Below are 18,963 nucleotides of genomic sequence, written 5' to 3'. Positions count from 1 at the left end.
CGCCATGCCGAGCCGCCGCCCCGCGCCCGCGCTCGCCGCGCTCGCCCTGGTCCTGCTCCTGCCCGGGCTCGCGGTCGCGGCGCCGATCCGGCTCTGGCACGCCTACCGCGACGACGAGGCCAGGGCGCTCGGCGCCATCGTGGCGGCCTTCCAGGGGGCGGAGGTCGAGCTCCTCGCCGTCCCGTTCGACGCCTACGCCCCGAAGCTCCAGGCGGCGGTCCCGATGGGCGAGGGGCCCGACCTGTTCATCGACGCCCACGAGCGGCTCGGCGACTACCGCGCGCGCAAGATCGTCGCGCCCGTGGGCGACGCGCTCGAGCCGGGCGGCGAGGCGGTGTTCCAGGGGCCGGCGCTCGCGGCCGTCCGGCTGGGCGGCGAGATCTTCGGGCTGCCGATCAGCCAGAAGTGCATGGCGCTCTACATGAACACCGCGCTCGTCCAGGAGGCCCCGGCCTACCTCGAGGACATCGCGGCGCTCGCCGGCGCGCTGCCGCAGGGCGCGTATCCGCTCGCGTACGAGGCGTCGAACGCCTACGCGCACATGCCGATCCTCGCCGCGTTCGGCGGCGCGATGCTGGACGAGCGCGACCAGTTCGGCTTCTTCGGCCCGGGGCCCGAGCGTTCGCTCGAGCTCGTCCGCTCGCTGATCGCGCGGCGGATCGTGCCGGAGGACGCGAACGGCGCGCTGGTGACCGACCTGTTCAACGCGGGCCGCGCGGCGTTCGTGATCAGCGGGCCGTGGTTCGTGGGCGGCCTCAAGGACGAGGCGAAGCGGCGCGCGCGCGTCGTCCCGCTCCCGAAGGTGCGCGAGACCGGCCAGCCGATGCGGCCGTTCATGACCGTCGAGGCGGTCATGCTCTCGCCCCAGGGCGCGCAGCGGGCCGAGGCGCGGGCGCTCGCGCGCCACATCGCCGGGGCCGCGGCCGCGGCCGCGCGGATCGAGATCGCGCGCACGCCGCCGGTGCGGACCGACGTGGCCGTCCCGGCCGACGACGCCTTCATCGCGGCCTTCACCGAGCAGGCCAAGGTGGCCATCCCGATGCCGACGTCGCCGGCGATGCGCTCGACCTGGGAGCCGGCCGCGCGCGCGATCCGCAAGGTGCTGCGGGGCGACGCGCCGCCGGACGTCGCCCTCGCCGAGGCGAAGCACCGCTTCGACGACGTGCGCCGGCCGCTGCCCCCGCCCGCCTCGCCGGCGCCGCTCCTCGTCGGGCTCGGCGCGCTCGCGCTCGTCCTCGTCCTCCGGTGGGTCTCCGCCGCGAAGGGCGCGGTCCAGGGCCCCGCGCTCCGGCGATCCCTCGAACGCTCGCTCTCAGCCTACAAGTACGTCGCGCACGCCGTCGTCGCGATCGGCGTGCTCGTGATCGTGCCGCTCGTCATCGGCGCGGCGACGTCGCTCTTCGCCGGCAGCGGCGAGAGCCTCCGGTACGTCGGCCTCGCCAACTTCATCAGCATCCTCACGGCGCGCGGCGAGCCGCTCTTCTCGAGCGGCTCGTTCTACCTGGTGCTCGCGGTGACCGTGCTCTGGACGGCGGTGAACGTCGTCTGCCACCTCGTCCTCGGCGTCTCGCTGGCGCTGCTCCTGCACCGCCCGACGCTGCGCCTCCGCGCGCTCTACCGGGTGCTGCTCATCGTGCCCTGGGCGGTGCCGAGCTACGTGACCGCGCTGTCCTGGAAGGGCATGTTCCACCGGCAGTACGGGGCCGTGACCGGCCTCATCGAGGCGGTGAACGCCGCCTTCGGGACGAGCATCGAGCCGATCGCCTGGTTCTCGAGCTTCACCACCGCGTTCACGGCCAACGTGACGACCAACGTCTGGCTCGGCTTCCCGTTCATGATGGTGGTCACCCTCGGCGCGCTCACCGCCGTGCCCGGCGAGGTGCTCGAGGCGGCCGAGGTCGACGGCGCCTCGCGCTGGCAGCGCCTTCGGATGATCACGCTGCCGCTGATTCGACCGGTGCTCGCGCCGGCGGTGACGCTGGGCGCGATCTGGACGTTCAACATGTTCAACGTGGTGTTCCTCGTGTCCGGCGGCGATCCGGACGGCACCACGGACATCCTCGTCTCCGAGGCGTACCGGTGGGCGTTCACCCGCGAGGCGCAGTACGGCTACGCCGCGGCGTACTCGGTGCTGATCTTCCTGCTGCTCACGCTGGCGACGCGGGACTGGCGATGGCGGCGGCGGACGCCGGGGTCGTTCATCCCGCAGGGCGGCGGGGCGGCGGACGGGTCGGCGCCCGCGCCGGTGGCGGCGACGGAGGCCGTATGACGCGGCGGCCTTCTCCGGTCGAGTCGGTCGCGGTGCACGTCTCGCTGCTCGCGGCGGTCGCGTTCGCGCTGTACCCGGTGCTCTGGGTCGTCTCGATCGCCTTCTCGGGGGCGCGTCCGCCGGTGCCGGAGGTGCTGCCGATCCCGAACCAGCCGACGCTCGAGCACCTCGAGGCGGTGGTCACCACGTCGCAGAAGGTTGGGGGCGAGACGATCTGGCTGTTCCCCCGCCAGCTCGCCAACTCGGTCGCCGTGGCGCTCGCGACCGCGGCCGTCGGGGTCACGATCGCGATCCCGGCGGCGTACGCGCTCGCGCGCTTCGAGTTCGTCGGCAAGCGCCGCGGCCTGCGGGCGCTGCTCGCGACGCAGATGTTCCCGACGGTGGCGAGCGCGATCCCGCTGTACCTCCTGCTCGACGCGCTGGGCCTGCTCAACTCGCGGACGGGGCTCGTGCTCTGCTACGCGTCGACCGCGGTGCCGTTCTCGATCTTCCAGCTCCGCGCGGCGTTCGAGGCGATCCCGGTCGACCTGGAGGAGGCGGCGATGGTCGACGGGGCGACGCGCTTCGAGGCCTTCGTCCGGGTGGTGCTCCCGGCGGCGCGGCCGGCGATCGCGGTGACGGCGCTGTTCGCGATCATGACGGCCTACAACGAGTTCATCCTCGCGGCGACGCTGCTCTCCAAGGAGGAGATGTTCACGCTGCCGGTGGTGCTGCAGCGGTACATCGGCGAGCACGACGCGCAGTGGGAGCGGTTCGCGGCGGGGGCGCTGCTCGTGTCGCTGCCGGTCATGGCGGCGTTCTACCTGGTGCAGCGGCACCTCGTGGCGGGGTTGACGACGGGCGGCGTGAAGGGGTGAGCGGACCTGCGCGCGACCCCGCCACAGAGGTGCAGCGCGGGCTGCCGGCGCGGCCGCGCCGCTCGGTGGCGCGACGCGCGCGGCGCGCGGGGGCGTACGGCACCCCCGGCCCGCCCCCCCGGCCGCCCCGGCGGCAACCGTCCGCCTGACCCCACCTCGCGGCCATGGACGCCCGATCGCGACCCCGCTATCTCCATAAAGCCATGCCGAAGGCCGAGGATCCCCCGCCTGCCGCCGCGCCGGGGACCGCCCACCCGGAGCCCCGTCCGCCGCTGGGCGGCGACGGCCGGCCTTCGCTCAGCGGCGACGGCCGTCCCTCGCTGAGCGGCGACGGCCGCCCGTCGCTGGGCGGCGAGGCCCGCCCGTCGCTCGGCGGCGAGCCGCGGCTGTCCCTGGTCGGCGAGGCGCGCCCCTCCCTGGCCGGCGACCCCCGCCTCTCGCTCGTCGGCGACCCCCGCCTCTCGCTCGTCGGCGACCCCGACGGCCGCGGCACCTTCCTGCCGGCCGGGGCCGTGCCGCAGCGGCGCCACAGCCGGACCTCGTGGGAGAAGCTCTGGCTCCTGCCGCTGCTCGGGCCCCTGCTCGCGCTGCTCGTCATCGGCGCGGTCGCCACGCTCGAGGCCGCGTTCGACTGGAACATCCCGAACCCGCCGGCGATCCTCTCGATGATCATCGTCTTCGCGGCGTTCAGCGGCGGCCTGTGGAGCGGCATCGTCACCGCGCTCATCTCGTGCGTCTACTTCGCGCTCTACTTCTCCGAGGACGGCGTGCCGTTCTCGTACAAGGAAGACAACCTGCTCCGCGTCATCGTCTTCGCCGTCACCACGCCCGCCATGGCGGTGATGGCGAGCATCGCGAAGCGGCGCGCGGACGCCATGGGCGCGGCCTCGCTCGAGAACGAGCGCGAGCACTCGGCGAGCCTGCGCGCCCTGCTCATGCAGCGCCAGGCGGTCGAGGCCGAGCTCCAGCAGGCCAAGGAGGCCGCCGAGGCGGCGAGCCGCGCCAAGAGCGAGTTCCTCGCCAGCGTGAGCCACGAGATCCGCACCCCGATGAACGGCATCATCGGCATGACGTCGCTCGCGCTCCAGACCGAGCTCACCCAGGAGCAGCGCGAGTACCTCGAGATGGTCAAGATCTCGGCCGACGCGCTCCTCGCCATCATCAACGACGTCCTCGACTTCTCGAAGATCGAGGCCGGCAAGCTCGAGATGGAGCCCGTCGTCTTCGACCCGAGCGAGATCATCGGCGACGCCGTGAAGACGCTGGCGCTCCGCGCGCACGAGAAGCGGCTCGAGCTCGCCTACGACGTGGGCCCCGACGTGCCCGAGGCGCTCGTCGGCGACCCGCTGCGCCTGCGCCAGGTCCTCGTGAACCTCGTCAGCAACGCGGTGAAGTTCACCGACGCCGGCGAGATCGTCGTCCGCGCCGGGGTCGACGCGCGCGCCCCCCTCACGCCCGAGGAGGAGGCCAGCGCGGACCGCCAGAGCGCGCCCAGCCTCTACGCGGGCGAGGCGCTCGGCGACCTCGTGGTGCTCCACGTGCGCGTGATCGACACGGGCATCGGGATCGCCCCCGACAAGCAGCAGCTCGTCTTCGACGCGTTCGCGCAGGCGGACGGCTCGACCACCCGCAAGTACGGCGGCACGGGGCTCGGCCTCACCATCTGCGCCCGCCTCGTCGAGATGATGGGCGGCAAGATCTGGATCGAGAGCGAGCTCGGCAAGGGCAGCACGTTCCACTTCACCCTCCAGCTCCGGGCGCTCGAGGGCGCCGCCCGGTCGCGCCGCCTGGAGATGCCGCGGGACCTGCTCGGCACGCGGGTGCTCATCGCCGACGACAACGCGACCGCGCGGCGCATCCTCGCCGAGACCATCGAGGGCTGGGGGATGAAGGCGGTCCCGGTCGACTCGGGGGCGGCGGCGATCGCGGCGCTCTCGGAGGACTCGGGCACGTGGGCGCTGCCCTGGGGCAAGCCGGGGGGCAACGCGGTCGGGCCGACCTCCTCGTTCGGCCTCGCCATCGTCGACGCCCGCATGCCGAAGGTCGACGGCTTCGCCGTGGTCGAGCACTGCCGGCGGCGCGAGATCCTGAAGGGGCGCACCATCATGATGCTCAGCTCCACCTCGGCGCAGGCGGACGCCGCGCGCTGCCGCGATCTCGGCGTCTTCGCGATGGTCACGAAGCCCGTGAAGACGTCGCACCTCCAGGAGGCCGTGTTCCACGCCTTCGGCATCCCGACGCGGAGCGCGCTCCGGTCGGCCGACGTGCGCCGCGCCGTGCCCGGGCCGCGCGCCCGCGGCCTGCGGGTCCTCGTGGCCGAGGACAACGCGATCAACCAGAAGCTGATGCGCCGCTGGCTGGAGCGGCAGGGCCACCACGTGCACATCGTCGAGAACGGCCGGCTCGCCGTCGAGAAGATCGCGACCGGCCAGTACGACGTGGCCCTGCTCGACGTGGAGATGCCCGAGATGGACGGCCTCCAGGCCGCGCGGGCGGTCCGCGCGCGCGAGCGGCGCGAGGGCGGGCACATGCCGCTCATCGTCGTGACCGCGTACGCGATGAAGGGCGACCGCGAGCGCTGCCTCCGGGCGGGCTTCGACGGCTACGTGTCGAAGCCGGTCCAGGTCGAGGAGCTCTACGACATGATCGACCGGCTCGCCGCCGGGCCCTCCTCGCTGGAGATCGAGGACCCGGCGCGCCTGTCGCTCGGCGCGCCGAATTCGTACCCGTCGGTGCCCTCGTCGCCGCTCGACAACGGGCCGCCGAGCACCCGGTCGTCGGACGAGCGGCCGCAGGGCACGCCCTCGTCGATCGCGAGCCGGCCGATGTTCGACCGCACCCGGGCGCTGGAGCGGACGGGCGGCGACGCCGACCTCCTGCGCGAGCTCGCCGAGGTCTTCCTGGAGGAGTGCCCGCGGTGGATGGCCGACATCGACGAGGCGGTGACCGCCGGCGACGCCCGCAAGCTCCAGCGGGCCGCGCACAGCCTGAAGGGCGGGGTCGACAGCTTCGGCGCCCGGGGCGCGTTCGAGGCGGCCTTCGCGCTGGAGAAGATGGCGCGGTCGAACGAGCTCGGCAGCCTGGCCGAGGCGCAGTTCGCGCTGCGGGCGCAGATCGATCGCCTGATCCCCGAGCTCGCCGCGTTCGTGCGCGAGGGCTCGCCGGCGGACTCGGCGCCGCTTGTGGACGCCGCGCCGCCGGTGCAGGGCGAGCGGCGCTCTGATAACGAGGTGACGCGATGGTGAGGGTGCTCGTGGTGGACGACTCCCCGTTGGATCGGCGCCTCTCCGGGAGCCTGCTCAAGAAGCGCGCCGGCATGGAGCCGATGTACGCCGAGAACGGCGTCGAGGCGCTCCAGACGATCGCGAAGGCGATGCCCGAGATCGTCCTGACCGATCTCCAGATGCCGGAGATGGACGGCCTGGAGCTGGTCGAGGCGATCCGCCGCGAGCACCCGTACCTGCCGGTGATCCTGATGACGGCGCACGGCAGCGAGGAGATCGCGGTGCAGGCGCTCCGGCGCGGCGCCGCGAGCTACGTCGCGAAGCGGAGCCTCGCGGCGGAGCTCGTGAGCACGGTCGAGAACGTCCTCGCGGTGGCGCGGCTCGACCGGCGGGAGCAGCAGCTGCTCGCGTGCCTGACGGCGACCGAGTCCCATTTCGAGCTCGACAACGACGTGGCGAAGGTGCCCGCGCTGGTGGGCCACATCGAGCAGAGCCTGGGCCGGATGCGGCTGTGCGACGAGACGGGCCGGATCCAGGTCGCGGTGGCGCTGCGCGAGGCGCTGGTGAACGCGATCGTGCACGGCAACCTCGAGGTGAGCTCGTCGCTGCTCGACGAGGATCCGAGCGCCTTCTCGGCGCTCGTCGAGCGGCGCCGGACCGAGAGCCCCTACCGGGATCGGCGGGTGGTCGTGGTGGCGCGGGAGACGCGGACCGAGGCGACCTACGTGGTGCGCGACGAGGGCCTCGGCTTCGACCCGCGCGACCTGCCCGACCCGACCGACCTCGCCAACCTGGACAAGCCGAGCGGCCGCGGACTGATGCTGATCCGCACCTTCATGGACGAGGTGTGGCACAACGAGAAGGGCAACGAGATCCACATGATCATGCGGTGTCGCTCGCCGGAGTCCGACCACGAGCCGAGCGATCCTGGCGGCTGAGGCGGCCGCGATCGGGTCGGCTTCGAGCGCCGACGCAATCTGTCCAGCCATTGCCCCATCGCCTCGGCTCTGCTCGGGGCCCGTCGCGGAACGTGAATATCCCGGCCACGCCGGGCAACGAAGCCGCCATGACCAGAGACGACGAGTCGATGGCTCGAGCGCGCACTCGGGCAAGTCGGGGTGGAACGGCCGCCTTGGCCATCGCAGCTGTCCTCGCCTCCACGGCGTGCGATCTCGTCGTGCGCGGGGGCACGGATGGTGACGGTGGCGGCGCCGGAACGGACAGCGGTGCCACGACCAGCGCTCACGGCGGCGGCAGCGGCGGCGACGGGGGCAGCGGGCTGGCCAGCAGCAGCGGCGGCGAGGGCGGCAGCGGCGCCGGGGGCAGCGGCGGCGCCGGGGGCAGCGTCGGCGCCGGGGGCAGCGGCGCCGGGGGCAGCGGCGGCGCCGGGGGCAGCGGCGGCGCGGGCGGCAGCGGCGCCGGGGGCAGCGGCGCTGGGGGCAGCGGCAGCGGCGGCGACGAGGGCGGCAGCGGCGCGGCCAGCAACGGCGCCGGGGGCAGCGGCGAGGGCGGCAGCAGCGGCGGCGGCGAGGGCGGCAGCAGCGGCGGCGGCGAGGGCGGCAGCAGCGGCGGCGGCGAGGGCGGTAGCGGCGCGGCCAGCAGCAGCGCCGGGGGCAGCGGCGGCGGCGAGGGGGGCAGCGGCGCGGCCAGCAGCGGCGCCGGGGGCAGCGGCGGCACGCCGGGCACGTGCGTGCCGGGCACGGTGCTCACCTGCTACACGGGCGCCACCGGGACCGTCGGCATCGGGCCGTGCACCACCGGGACGCAGACGTGTCGCTCCGATGGGCTCGGCTATGGCCCGTGTGACGGCGCGGTGGCGCCGGCCGCAGAGATCTGCGCCACGCCGGTGGACGAGAGCTGCGACGGCGAGCCTCGGTGCCCCCGCCTCGCGCCGTGGGCGCGAGGATACGGCGGCCCCGGCGACGACAACGGCGTGTCCATCGTGAGCGACGCGTCGGGCAACTACTACGTCTCCGGCGCCTTCGAGGGGACGGTGGACTTCGGCGCCGGCCCTCTCACCAGCGCAGGGGGCTCCGACGTCTTCGTCCTCAAGCTCGACCCCTCCGGCTCGGTGATCTGGAGCAGGCGCTTCGGGGCCGAGTACGACGATGAGAGCGCTACCGTGGCCCTCGACGAGGGCGGAAACATCTTCCTTGTCGGAGCCTATAATGATGGTCCAGCCCACGCTTCCGTGCCGGGCCCAGATTTTGGAGGGGGTCCCCTCCCGCCCACCGAAGGGGCCGCGCTCTTCGCGGCCAAGCTCGACCCTGAGGGTAATCACATCCGGAGCAGGGGATCTTATCATCTGTGGTTCGGCAGGAAGATCAAGGGAGCTGCCGTCGATGGCGACGGAAATGGGTACTTGCTTTCTGGAGAGGTCGGTGTGGTGTATCTCTCCAGGTTGCTCGCCGGAACCCCCACCTGGATGACTATGCCTGGAGGGATCCGCCTCGATATCGCGGGAGCAGATCTCGCGATCGATAGCGCAGGAAACGCGATCCTGGTGAGCGCGATAGACTCGACCAGTTTCCCTCCGCCGTATCATCTCATTATCTCCAAGATTGATCCTGATGGTATTGAGTTGTGGCAGCGATCGCTCGTGCAAAGCTCGCTCGACGAGTCCGCCGAGAAATCGGTCTCCTCGGTGGCGGTCAACGCGGCGGACGAGATCTTCGTGACGGGCTTCACGGACGGAACCCTCGATTTCGGCGGCGGCGTGCTCCCTCGTGGGCCCATGCTCGTGAAGCTGGATCCTGAAGGCCAGCATCTCTTCAGCCGCCCGGTCCGCTCCGGCGGCAAGATCGCCCTGGACCCAGCCGGCGGCATGGTCATCGCCGGGGGGGACCTGGCCGGGCTTGACGCGAGCGGGACGGAGACGTGGACGAGCGACGTCGATGCGATCTTCGGGGACATCGCCGTTGCTCCGAATGGCACGATTGCAGCCACCGGGCGCGTGCTCGCGCCGGTGGACTTCGGGACGGGTCCGATCGCGTACGCGGCGGGCAGCGACATCTTCGTCGCCACGTTCAATCCCTTGGACGAGGGCGGCGGGGGGAGCGGCGGCGAGGGCGGCAGCGGCGGCGAGGGCGGCAGCGGCGCGGCCAGCAGCGGCGGCGGCGAGGGCGGCGGCGCGCCAGGCACGTGCGTGCCGGGCACGGTGCTCACCTGCTACACGGGCCCCACCGGGACCGTGGGCATCGGGCCGTGCACCACCGGGACGCAGACGTGTCGCTCCGATGGGCTCGGCTATGGCCCATGTACGGGCGCTGTGGCGCCGGCCGCAGAGATCTGCGCCAGCCCGGTGGACGAGGACTGCGATGGCGATCCCCAGTGCCGTCGCCTCGCGCCGTGGGCGCGGGCATACGGCTTCCCCGGCGACGTGTACGCCACGTCCATCGTGAGCGACGCGTGGGGCAACTACTACGTCTCCGGCGACTTCGCAGGGACGGTGGACTTCGGCGCCGGCCCTCTCACGAGCGCAGGGGGCTCCGACGTCTTCCTCCTCAAGCTCGACCCCTCCGGCTCGGTGATCTGGAGCAGGCGCTTCGGGTCCGAGTACGACGATCGGTACGCCACCCTGACCGTCGACGGAAGCGGAAACATCTACTTTGCCGGCCTCTATGACGGCCATCCGGTCTACCTTTCCAGTCCAGATTTTGGTGGGGGTCCCATCCCACCCGCCGAATATTCTGACGCGCTCTTCTTGGTCAAGCTCGATGCCGAGGGCAACCACATCTGGAGCAATGGCTTGCAGATGGAGCGCGAGTTTGTGGGCGTGGGGGAGATCATCATCGATGGCGTCGGTGATGTGTTCGTCCTCTACATGTACGCTCAAGGCTGTGCCGTGGCGAAGGTGAGCGCCGGAGGGGCGGCCGTCGTCCAGAGGTACGGTGTGCCAGGATGCGACGACGGGTCGGCAGACATCGCGGTCGACAGCGACGGCAACTTGCTCGTGGCAGGCGACGAAAGGGCTGCTTTTGATAGACTCACTACGGCGTTCAACGTCGCCAAGTTCTCGCCGACAGGCGCTACGCTCTGGTGGCGGCAGTTCCCATCCAAGGAGCTCGAGAACCCCATCGCCGCGGCCTTCTCGGTGGCGGTCAACGCCGCGGGCGAGGTCCTGGTGATGGCCGGCGTGGATGGCACCGTCGATTTCGGCGGTGGTGCGCTAGGATCTGGCGACGAGCTGTTCAGCGTGCTGGTCAAGCTGGACGCCGCAGGGGACGTCATCTCCACCCGCACGACTCCCTACCCCGGGCAGATAACCCTAGATCCTTCTGGTGGAATGTTCGTCACCTTCGGCTCGTCGGTCGCCAAGCTCGACGACAGCGGGACCACGCTCTGGTCCGGCAACTTCCCCATCCCCACGGGTTATCGAGGCGGCGCGGCGGACATGGTTGTCTCTCCGAGTGGCACGATCGCAATCGCCGGTACCACCTACCCGTCGATGGACACCGGCCCGGGCCCCTCCACGGCGCGTCGCGGTGTCTTCGTCTCCACGTTGAATCCCTGAAGAGATCGGGGGCTCGCGGCTGCGGTCCAACGCTTCCGGAGCGCGCGGCTTCCCGCCGCCGCTCAGGCGGAGGCGCCGCCGTCGATCGTCAGGTTGGCACCCGTGACGAAGGCGCCCTCCGAGCGGCCGCGGTCTGATGCGGATCCGCGCCTTCATGGACGAGGTGTGGCACGACGAGAAGGGCAACGAGATCCACATGATCATGCGGTGTCGCTCGCCGGGGTCCGACCAGGAGCTGAGCGATCCTGGCGGCTGAGGCGGCCTCGACCGGGTCGGTTTCGAGCGCCGACGCAATCTGTCCAGCCATCGGGCCATCGCCTCGGCGCTGCTCGGGGGCCCGTCGCGGTACGTGAATATTTCGACCGCGCCGGGCAACGAAGCCGCCATGACCAGAGACGCCGCGTCTGTTGCTTCAGCGCGATATAGCGCGAGCCGGGGTGGGACGGCCGCCTTGGCCATCGCAGCTGTCCTCGTGGCCACGGCGTGCGATCTCGTCGTGCGCGGGGGCACGGATGGTGACGGCGACGGCGGAGCGGACAGCGGTGCCACGACCAGCGCTCACGGCGGCGGCGGCGGCGCCGGGGGCAGCGGGCTGGCCAGCGGCGGCGAGGGCGGCAGCGGCGGCGGGGGCAGCGGCGGCGGGGGCAGCGGCGCCAGCGGCGGCGAGGGGGGCAGCGGCGTGGCCAGCAGCGGCGGCGGGGGCAGCGGCGCCAGCGGCGGCGAGGGGGGCAGCGGCGGCGAGGGCGGCGTCGTCGGCAGCGGCGCCGGCGGCGAGGGCGGCGTCGTCGGCAGCGGCGCCGGCGGCAGCGGCGGCGAGGGCGGCGCGTCAGGCACGCCAGGCACGTGCGTGCCGGGCACGGTGCTCACCTGCTACACGGGCCCCACCGCGACCATCGGCATCGGGCCGTGCGTCACCGGGACGCAGACGTGCCGCGCCGATGGGCTCGGCTACGGCCCGTGTGCAGGTGCGGTGGCGCCTGCCGCAGAGATCTGCGCCACGCCGGTGGACGAGAACTGCGACGGCGAGCCCCGGTGCCCCCGCCTCGCGCCGTGGGCGCGAGGATACGGCGGCGCCGGCGACGACAGCGGCCTGTCCATCGTGAGCGACGTGTCGGGCAACTACTACGTCTCCGGCGCCTTCGAAGGGACGGTGGACTTCGGCGCCGGCCCTCTCACGAGCGCAGGGGGATCCGACGTCTTCGTCCTCAAGCTCGACCCCTCCGGCTCGGTGATCTGGAGCAGGCGCTTCGGTGCCGAGTACGACGATGAGAGCGTCACCGTGGCCATGGGCGATGGCGGAAGCATCTTCGTCGCCGGATTCTATAACGCTGGTCCAGCCCACGCTCCCGTGCCAGGCCCCGACTTTGGCGGGGGCCCCCTCGCGCCCGCCGAACGGTCCACGCTCTTCGTGGCCAGGCTCGACCTCGAGGGCAACCACATCCGGAGCAAGGGCTTTCCGGGTCATCCGTTGTACCACAGGGAGGTCAAGCGAGTCGCCCTCGATGGATCCGGCACTGGGTACGTGCTCTCTGGAGACGGTATACTGTATATCACGAGGTTGCACGCCGGAAACTCCCTCACCTGGCAAGAATTCGTCATTCCGTATGCCGACAGCGGCACGGGAGCGGATATCGCTATCGATGGATCAGGAAATGCGATTGTGGTGGGTGGAGGACCGTCCTACTTCATCCTGTCCAAGTATGCACCTAATGGTCGGTTGTGGGGACGAGAGTTCTACCCCGAATCCTACGATGGCCCGGCCTCCTCGGTGGCGGTGAACGCGGCGGTGGCGGTGAACGCGGCGGACGAGATCTTCATGACGGGCTTCACGGACGGAACCATCGATTTCGGCGGCGGCGTGCTCCCTCGTGGGCCGATGCTCATGAAGGTGGATGCTGCGGGCCAGCATCTCTTCAGCCGCTCGGTTCGCTTCGGCGACGACATCGCCTTGCACCCGGCCGGCGGCATCGTCATCGCCGGGGGTGGCCTGGCCGGGCTCGACGCGAGCGGGACGGAGACGTGGTCGATCGACGTCGATGCGATCTTCGAGGACATCGCCCTCGCTCCGAATGGCACGATCGCAGCCACCGGGCGCGTGCTTGCGCCGGTGGACTTCGGGACGGGTCCGATCGCCTACGCGGCGGGCAGCGACATCTTCGTCGCCACGCATCATCCTTTCGACGACGGCGGCGAGGGCGGCGGAGGGAGCGGCGGCGGCGGCGGCGGTGGCAGCGGCGGCGGTGGCAGCGGCGGCGAGGGGGGCAGCGGCGCGGCCAGCAGCGGCGTCGGCGGCAGCGGCGGCGAGGGCGGCGGCACGCCAGGCACGTGCGTGCCGGGCACGGTGCTCACCTGCTACACGGGCCCCACCGGGACCGCGGGCATCGGGCCGTGCACCACCGGGACGCAGACGTGTCGCCCCGATGGGCTCGGCTATGGCCCGTGCACAGGTGCGGTGGCGCCGGCCGCAGAGATCTGCGCCAGCCCGGTGGACGAGGACTGCGACGGCGATCCCCAGTGCCCCCACCTCCCGCCGTGGGCGCGGGCATACGGCGGCCCCGGCGACGAACGCGCCAACTCCATCGTGAGCGACCCGTGGGGCAACTACTACGTCTCCGGCGACTTCGCAGGGACGGTGGACTTCGGCGCCGGCCCTCTCACGAGCGCAGGGGGATCCGACGTCTTCCTCCTCAAACTCGACCCCTCCGGTTCGGTGATCTGGAGCAAGCGCTTCGGGACCAAGTACGACGAGGTGTCCGCCATCCTGGCCGTCGACGAAAGCGGAAATATCTACTTTGCCGGAACTTATGGAGGGAATTCTCCGTGGTTGTATGATGACGGTCCGGATTTCGGTGGGGGTTCCATCCCGCCTGCCGACTATGATTCTCCCTGGCTTTTCCTGGTCAAGTTCGACCCCGAGGGCAACCACGTCTGGAGCAGCGGCTGGCGGATGAGGGGATTCTATTTATACACTGTGGAGGACATCGCCGTCGATGGCGCCGGCGATGTGTTCGTCCTCTACACGACTGCTGGCAATGAAGCTGTGGCTGCGTCCCATAACGTGGCGAAGGTGAGCGCCGGAGTGCCGGAACCCCTCTGGATGCGCAGTGTGCCAGGATACGGCAGAGGGTTGGGCGGGCTCGCGGTCGACAGCGACGGCAACGTGCTCGTGGCGAACCCGGACGAGAATTTTGTCTTCGACCCCGGTGAGGATTTCTGCGTCACCAAGCTGTCGCCGACAGGCGCTCTGCTCTGGCGACGGGAGTTCCCCTCGACGCATCACGATTCCCCCTTTGCATGGGCCGACTCGGTGGCGGTCAACGCCGCGGGCGAGATCCTGGTGACGGGCGTCGTGGATGGCACCGTCGATTTCGGCGGTGGCGCGCTAGGATCTGGCGACGAGCTGTTCAGCGTGCTGGTCAAGCTGGATGCCGCAGGGGAGGTCATCTCCACCAGCACGATTCCCTCCACGGGGCTAACCCTGGATCCTGCTGGTGGAGTATTCGTCAACGGGGGCTCGACGGTTGCCAAGCTCGACGACAGCGGGACCACGCTCTGGTCCGCCAGCTTCCACATCCCCACGGGTTATCAAGCCGGCGCGGCGGACATGGTTGTCTCTCCGAATGGCACACTTGCAATCGCCGGTTACATCTACCCGTCGATGGACACCGGTCCTGGCCCCTCCACAGCGCCTCGCGATGTGTTCGTCGCCACGCTGAATCCCTGAGGAGGCTCGCCACAGCTCCGGGCTCCCTGTGACCGCGCCGCGTGGCGCCGCCGCGGGAATGCGGCTAGGCTCGCCGCCATGAGGGATGTCGTTCGGCTGGTGATCGGCGCCGCGGTCGGGGCCGCGGCGGGGGCGCCCTTGGGGCTGCTGCTGGGGGCGCTCTTCGGGGGCAACTTCGCGAGCGGGTTCGAGTTCCAGGGCCTTCGGGGCTACGAGGCGACAGGCCGGCTAGGCTTGCTGCTCGGTGCGGCGATCGGCGCGGCGATCGGCGCAGCCGTGGCTCGGGCACGACGAGCGAACGCGCGACCCTAGGGCGCCGCTCCGCTTGAAACGCCCGAGAATGAAGGGACTGAACCGCATAGGCACAGAGGGCACAAGGGTATTTTGTTGTTCCTCTGTGCCTATGCGGTTCATCTTCTCGGGGCTTCAACCCGTTCGGGGACCTACTCGGCGGGCTGCCGGTCGAGCAGCCCGCCGAGAGGGGTCACTTGTCCGCGGGATCCGTGCACACGCTCTCGGCGCTGCACTCGTCCAGCGCGGCGATCGCGTCGAAGACGCCCTGCGAGCAGGCGACCGCCTTGGCGCGCTCTTCGCACACATCGTAGCGGCTATCGTTGATCTGCCCCGAGCCGCACTCGCTCGCGGGCCACAGCTCGGCCGCGCGGTCCTCGAAATCGCGCTGGCAGTCCTCTTCCGTTTCATAGGTCTGGTCGTCCCCGGTGCCGTAACCAGGGCAGCCCGCCTCGGTGTCGGCGTACCGGTCGCACGCCGCCTCGGCGATCTGGGTGATGCGCGCCTCGCGCGACTCCTCGCCGGGCAGCACGTCGTTCACCGTGTCCGCGGCGTCGTCACAGCCCGCGGCTCCAACCAGGACGATCGTCGTCGCCAAAGAAACCCAGAGACACTTTTGCATCGTTGTTTCCTCTCTCGCGGCTCGCCAGAATGTCGGATGGCGGCCTCACGCGTAGCCCGCTTCGCGGTTATGCGCCGCGGGCCCGCTATCATGTACAACCCGCTCAAGCACCGTCCGTGCCAGTCGCCTTCCGTCGCGTCCGCGGCCGCTCGGAGGCGCTCTGCGCCGAGGATCGCGCGTGTCCGCTGCGGCGCGCCGCCATGCGCCAGGCGCACGCGTGTGGCAGATTGCGACGCTGCGTGCGCGCTCGCAGCAGGCGGCCGGCCCTTGCCGGGGCTTCCTGCATTCTCCGCGCTTGCCACCTGGCCGCTCGCTGTGCTCGCGCTGCGCTCAGCGCTCGGCCTGATCCTCGAGCCTATGGCGCTGGCTCTAGCGCCGAGGCTGCCGTTTCATCGCCGAGCACGCCGTGACGCGCTCGAGCTCGCCAGCGCCGCTGCTGCGGCGGCCACGCTCCGGCCGGCCTGCGCGACGCGTGGGCGCTACCGGGCGTGCATTCGCGCGAACGCGCGAGACCTGGCTGGTGGCAGCGTCGATCTGGCAGTAACGTCGAAGGTCCCTTCTCTCCGCCGGGGTGTCGTGGGAATGAGCATCACGCCGCCCGCTGGGGCGACCGGAGAGGGGCCATTGACAGGAGCGGAGACATGCTGAAGGTGGCGATCATCCTCGGGAGCACGCGGCCGGGCCGGAACGGCGAGGCCGTCGCGAAGTGGGTGCACGGCGTGGCGACGAAGAAGGGCGGCGCCGATTACGAGCTCGTCGATATCAAGGATTTCGATCTGCCGCTGCTCGACGAGCCTGCGCCGCCGTCGATGGGACAGTACACAAAGCCGCACACCAAGGCGTGGGCGGCGAAGATCGACGCGTTCGACGCCTTCGTGTTCGTCACGCCGGAGTACAACCACGGCACCTCGGGCGCGCTCAAGAACGCGATCGATTACCTGTACAAGGAGTGGAACAACAAGGCGGCCGGCTTCGTGAGCTACGGCAGCGCGGGGGGCGTCCGCGCCGTCGAGCACCTCCGGCTGGTGATGGCCGAGCTTCAGGTCGCGGACGTGCGCGCGCAGGTCACGCTCTCGCTGTACGACGACTTCGAAAATTTCAGCGTGTTCAAGCCCCGCTCCCGCCACGAGGCGTCCGTCGGAACCCTGCTCGACCAGCTGCTCGCGTGGGCCGGTGCGCTGAAGACCCTCCGCAACAAGTGAGCGACACGCGCTCGCGGAGCGCCAGCCGGCGGGTGAGCCTCCTCGGCGAGGAGCGGGCGTGGAGTGGATGTGGCGTAGCCGTGGCGCTCGAGGAATTCTCGTGGAGCCTGCTCGCCTCGGATTGCCCGCGCGCGCTCCGCCGTTACGCCGTGCACATGACCGCCGCACGGATCAGCCAGTTTCGTCTCCTGCTCTGCGCCCAGCTCGCGCTGGTCGCCGCCGCCTCCGCGGGCGCCTACCTGGGCCTGCTCCCCACCTCGCACCCCTCGTTTCCGCACGCCGACCTCGTCGGACACGCGCTGGGCTTCGGCCTGCTCGCGGTCTGCGTCGACGGGGCGCTCGGCCAGCGCCCGATCCGTCGCGGGGTTTCGTTCCCGCGCCTCGGACCGGCGCTCGTGCTCGCCGGCGCCGGCCTGGAGGAGCTCGCGCAGGGATTGTCGCCGCGCCGGACCTCGTCGGTCGCCGACTTCGCGGCCGACGCCGCGGGCGTGCTGCTGCTCTCGTGGATGGCACGACGGCTGACGGGCGGCGGGCGCCCGTCGGAGTCGAGGTGAGCGGAGCGCTCTCCGCCCGGGTGGTGCGTCACGCCAGCTCGGCGACCAGCGCGCGGTGACCCAGGTCGAGCGACTCCAGCCGTCGCAGCTCTCCATGCTTGCGGTCCCATTCCCCTGACGCGAGGTCCGCCCTCAAGAGCGCGAGCCCTTCCTCCACGGTGTTCCCCTCCGCGAGCGCGAAATTCGAGATGTTCCGCCGGACCTCGCCGTCCAGGTACATCTCGGGCCGCCCCCAGTACGCGACGAACAAACCGTCGGCGCAATCGCGAGGCAACGCGAAGGGCAGCGCCTTGACGGACGGGAGCTCCTCTCGGATCGCGTCGGCGATGGCGGAGTACTTGCGTGACGGGTCGAGCGAGGGGAGGTACTCCTCGGTCAGCCAGAAAGGTCGACCGCTCCTCGGGTCGCGCATGAAGATGACGATTCGCTTGCGCGCGACCCTGCGGAGCTCGCGCAGGCCTGCCCGCAGGTCGGTCCAGTGATGTAGCGTGTTGACGGCCAGGGCGGCGTCGAAGCTCTGGTCGGGCAGGGGGAGGCTCTCGGCCCTGGCCTGGACGGCTGGCGCCGAGCCGCGCCGCCGCTGCGCGATCATGGTCGCCGAGGGCTCGACGGCGAGCACCTCTCGATCGGTCGGCTCGTACGCGCCCGTGCCCGCGCCGACGTTGACCACCGAGCGGGCATCGCCAAGGGCGTCCTTGATCAGCGCCTCGATACGGGGATCCGTCCTTCGCGTGGCGGAATAGCACGTGCCGATGCGATCGTAGAGCGCGCTCATGGCCTTCGGTCCTCTCGCTGGCGTTGTATCACGAACGCTGCGCGGAGGGGGCCAGGCGCCCTCGTGAGCAGAAGGGGAGCAGGAGAGCTACCCGAGCGACACGCCCCCTTCGACGTCCAGCGCGGTCCCGGTGACGAACGACGCGTCCGCGCTCGCCAGGAACACGGCCGCGCTGGCGATCTCGTCGGGGGACGCGACGCGCTTCATGGCATGGAGCTGGGCCGCGAAGGCGCGCTTCTCGTCGGTGTCGTTCCAGAGCCGGAACATGGGGGTGTCGGCGCCGCCCGAGATGAGCACGTTGGCGCGGATGCCCTGCGTCGCGTACTCGGCGGCGACCGTGCGCGTGAGGCCGATGAGTCCGGTCTTCGCCGCGGCGTACCCCGCCGTGCCGGGGAGCGCCTTCGTGCGGCCGACGAAGGTGCCCACGTTGATCACGCTGCCTCCGCCCGACTGCAGCATCGCGGCGACCTCGTGCTTGGTCGACAGGAACGCGCTCACCAGGTAGCTATCGAGCCAGGCGCGGAAGTCGCCGACGTCGAGCTGGTGGGTCGGCGCGCCGTTGAAGGTCCCTCCCGCGGCGTTGAACCCGATGTCGAGGCGACCGAACCTCTCCATGGCGAAGCCGACGAGCGCCCGGACGTCATCCTCCTTGGTGACGTCCGCGGCGCGCGCGACCGCCTGCCCGCCTGCCCTGGCGGCGGCCTGCACCGTCGCCTCGAGCTCGGCGGGGCGTCGGCCGGCGACGACGACCTTCGCGCCCTCCCGCGCGAACGCCACGGCGGTCGCCCGCCCGATCCCCGAGCTCGCGCCCGTCACGATGCAAACCTTGCCCTCGAGTCGCATGGTCATGGAATTGCTCCTTTGGCGAGGCGGTCCGCTCACAGGCGCTCCCTCTGGATCGCGCCGCGCGTGACCGCGTCACGAGGGAAGCT

Annotated in this window: 13 protein-coding genes; 9 read left to right on the top strand and 4 right to left on the bottom strand. The window is 71.3% G+C overall.

The window, feature by feature from the left end:
- The first annotated feature begins 4 nt into the window (after positions 1-4).
- From WMF26_RS44065 to WMF26_RS44050, 4 genes are all read left to right on the top strand, one after another.
- The gene (locus tag WMF26_RS44065) at positions 5-2,269 is read left to right on the top strand and encodes an extracellular solute-binding protein (RefSeq protein ID WP_437997608.1); all 2,265 of its coding nucleotides are present in this window, start codon (positions 5-7) and stop codon (positions 2,267-2,269) included.
- Entirely contained in the window at positions 2,266-3,126 is an 861-nt protein-coding gene (locus tag WMF26_RS44060; RefSeq protein WP_437997607.1) for a sugar ABC transporter permease, read from the top strand. Before WMF26_RS44065 ends, WMF26_RS44060 begins: the two co-directional genes overlap by 4 nt.
- Before the next feature lie 203 nt (positions 3,127-3,329).
- Positions 3,330-6,371: a response regulator gene (locus WMF26_RS44055; RefSeq protein WP_437997606.1), complete on the top strand. Its 3,042-nt coding sequence runs from the start codon at positions 3,330-3,332 to the stop codon at positions 6,369-6,371.
- Positions 6,365-7,288 (top strand): response regulator, encoded by a 924-nt coding sequence (locus WMF26_RS44050; RefSeq protein ID WP_437952033.1) that lies wholly within the window; start codon positions 6,365-6,367, stop codon positions 7,286-7,288. Before WMF26_RS44055 ends, WMF26_RS44050 begins: the two co-directional genes overlap by 7 nt.
- A 304-nt stretch (positions 7,289-7,592) precedes the next feature.
- Here WMF26_RS44050 and WMF26_RS44045 read toward each other — a convergent pair whose 3' ends face one another.
- The gene (locus WMF26_RS44045) at positions 7,593-8,051 is read right to left on the bottom strand and encodes a hypothetical protein (RefSeq protein ID WP_437997605.1); all 459 of its coding nucleotides are present in this window, start codon (positions 8,049-8,051) and stop codon (positions 7,593-7,595) included.
- 1 nt (position 8,052) lies between these two features.
- Between WMF26_RS44045 and WMF26_RS44040 the strand changes: the two genes are divergently transcribed.
- The 3 genes from WMF26_RS44040 (at position 8,053) to WMF26_RS44030 (ending at position 14,899) form a co-directional block, all read left to right on the top strand.
- Complete coding sequence (locus WMF26_RS44040; RefSeq protein ID WP_437997604.1) at positions 8,053-10,863, top strand: outer membrane protein assembly factor BamB family protein; 2,811 nt, start codon at positions 8,053-8,055, stop codon at positions 10,861-10,863.
- Between the two features lie 451 nt (positions 10,864-11,314).
- Positions 11,315-14,587: a hypothetical protein gene (locus tag WMF26_RS44035; RefSeq protein ID WP_437997603.1), complete on the top strand. Its 3,273-nt coding sequence runs from the start codon at positions 11,315-11,317 to the stop codon at positions 14,585-14,587.
- A gap of 78 nt (positions 14,588-14,665) precedes the next feature.
- Positions 14,666-14,899 (top strand): hypothetical protein, encoded by a 234-nt coding sequence (locus tag WMF26_RS44030; RefSeq protein WP_437952029.1) that lies wholly within the window; start codon positions 14,666-14,668, stop codon positions 14,897-14,899.
- 172 nt (positions 14,900-15,071) lie between these two features.
- Here the strand turns inward: WMF26_RS44030 and WMF26_RS44025 are convergent, their stop codons facing one another.
- Positions 15,072-15,500: a DUF6184 family natural product biosynthesis lipoprotein gene (locus tag WMF26_RS44025; RefSeq protein ID WP_129579747.1), complete on the bottom strand. Its 429-nt coding sequence runs from the start codon at positions 15,498-15,500 to the stop codon at positions 15,072-15,074.
- Between the two features lie 641 nt (positions 15,501-16,141).
- Between WMF26_RS44025 and WMF26_RS44020 the strand changes: the two genes are divergently transcribed.
- Positions 16,142-16,702, top strand: coding sequence for an NADPH-dependent FMN reductase (locus WMF26_RS44020; RefSeq protein WP_129579746.1), 561 nt, complete (start codon positions 16,142-16,144; stop codon positions 16,700-16,702).
- A gap of 80 nt (positions 16,703-16,782) precedes the next feature.
- A complete protein-coding gene (locus tag WMF26_RS44015; RefSeq protein WP_437997602.1) occupies positions 16,783-17,256 on the top strand; it encodes a hypothetical protein in 474 nt (157 codons plus the stop codon).
- A 28-nt stretch (positions 17,257-17,284) separates the two neighbouring features.
- Here WMF26_RS44015 and WMF26_RS44010 read toward each other — a convergent pair whose 3' ends face one another.
- Both WMF26_RS44010 and WMF26_RS44005 read right to left on the bottom strand, forming a co-directional pair.
- Entirely contained in the window at positions 17,285-18,031 is a 747-nt protein-coding gene (locus WMF26_RS44010; protein WP_437997601.1) for a class I SAM-dependent methyltransferase, read from the bottom strand.
- Positions 18,032-18,118: 87 nt separating this feature from the next.
- Positions 18,119-18,880 (bottom strand): SDR family oxidoreductase, encoded by a 762-nt coding sequence (locus WMF26_RS44005; RefSeq protein ID WP_437334032.1) that lies wholly within the window; start codon positions 18,878-18,880, stop codon positions 18,119-18,121.
- Positions 18,881-18,963: the final 83 nt, after the last annotated feature.

The sequence above is a fragment of the Sorangium sp. So ce185 genome, assembly GCF_051526825.1.
GTDB lineage: Bacteria > Myxococcota_A > Polyangia > Polyangiales > Polyangiaceae > Sorangium > Sorangium cellulosum_D.
The sequence above is the reverse complement of the archived record's forward strand: the minus strand, read 5'-3'. Positions and strand labels throughout refer to the sequence as shown.

Coding starts and splice junctions, on each gene's coding strand:
- WMF26_RS44065 (WP_437997608.1), top strand. CDS start 5: ATGCCGAGCCGCCGCCCCGCGCCCGCGCTCGCCGCGCTCGCCCTGGTC.
- WMF26_RS44030 (WP_437952029.1), top strand. CDS start 14,666: ATGAGGGATGTCGTTCGGCTGGTGATCGGCGCCGCGGTCGGGGCCGCG.
- WMF26_RS44010 (WP_437997601.1), bottom strand. CDS start 18,031: ATGAGCGCGCTCTACGATCGCATCGGCACGTGCTATTCCGCCACGCGA.
- WMF26_RS44060 (WP_437997607.1), top strand. CDS start 2,266: ATGACGCGGCGGCCTTCTCCGGTCGAGTCGGTCGCGGTGCACGTCTCG.
- WMF26_RS44025 (WP_129579747.1), bottom strand. CDS start 15,500: ATGCAAAAGTGTCTCTGGGTTTCTTTGGCGACGACGATCGTCCTGGTT.
- WMF26_RS44020 (WP_129579746.1), top strand. CDS start 16,142: ATGCTGAAGGTGGCGATCATCCTCGGGAGCACGCGGCCGGGCCGGAAC.
- WMF26_RS44050 (WP_437952033.1), top strand. CDS start 6,365: ATGGTGAGGGTGCTCGTGGTGGACGACTCCCCGTTGGATCGGCGCCTC.
- WMF26_RS44055 (WP_437997606.1), top strand. CDS start 3,330: ATGCCGAAGGCCGAGGATCCCCCGCCTGCCGCCGCGCCGGGGACCGCC.
- WMF26_RS44005 (WP_437334032.1), bottom strand. CDS start 18,880: ATGACCATGCGACTCGAGGGCAAGGTTTGCATCGTGACGGGCGCGAGC.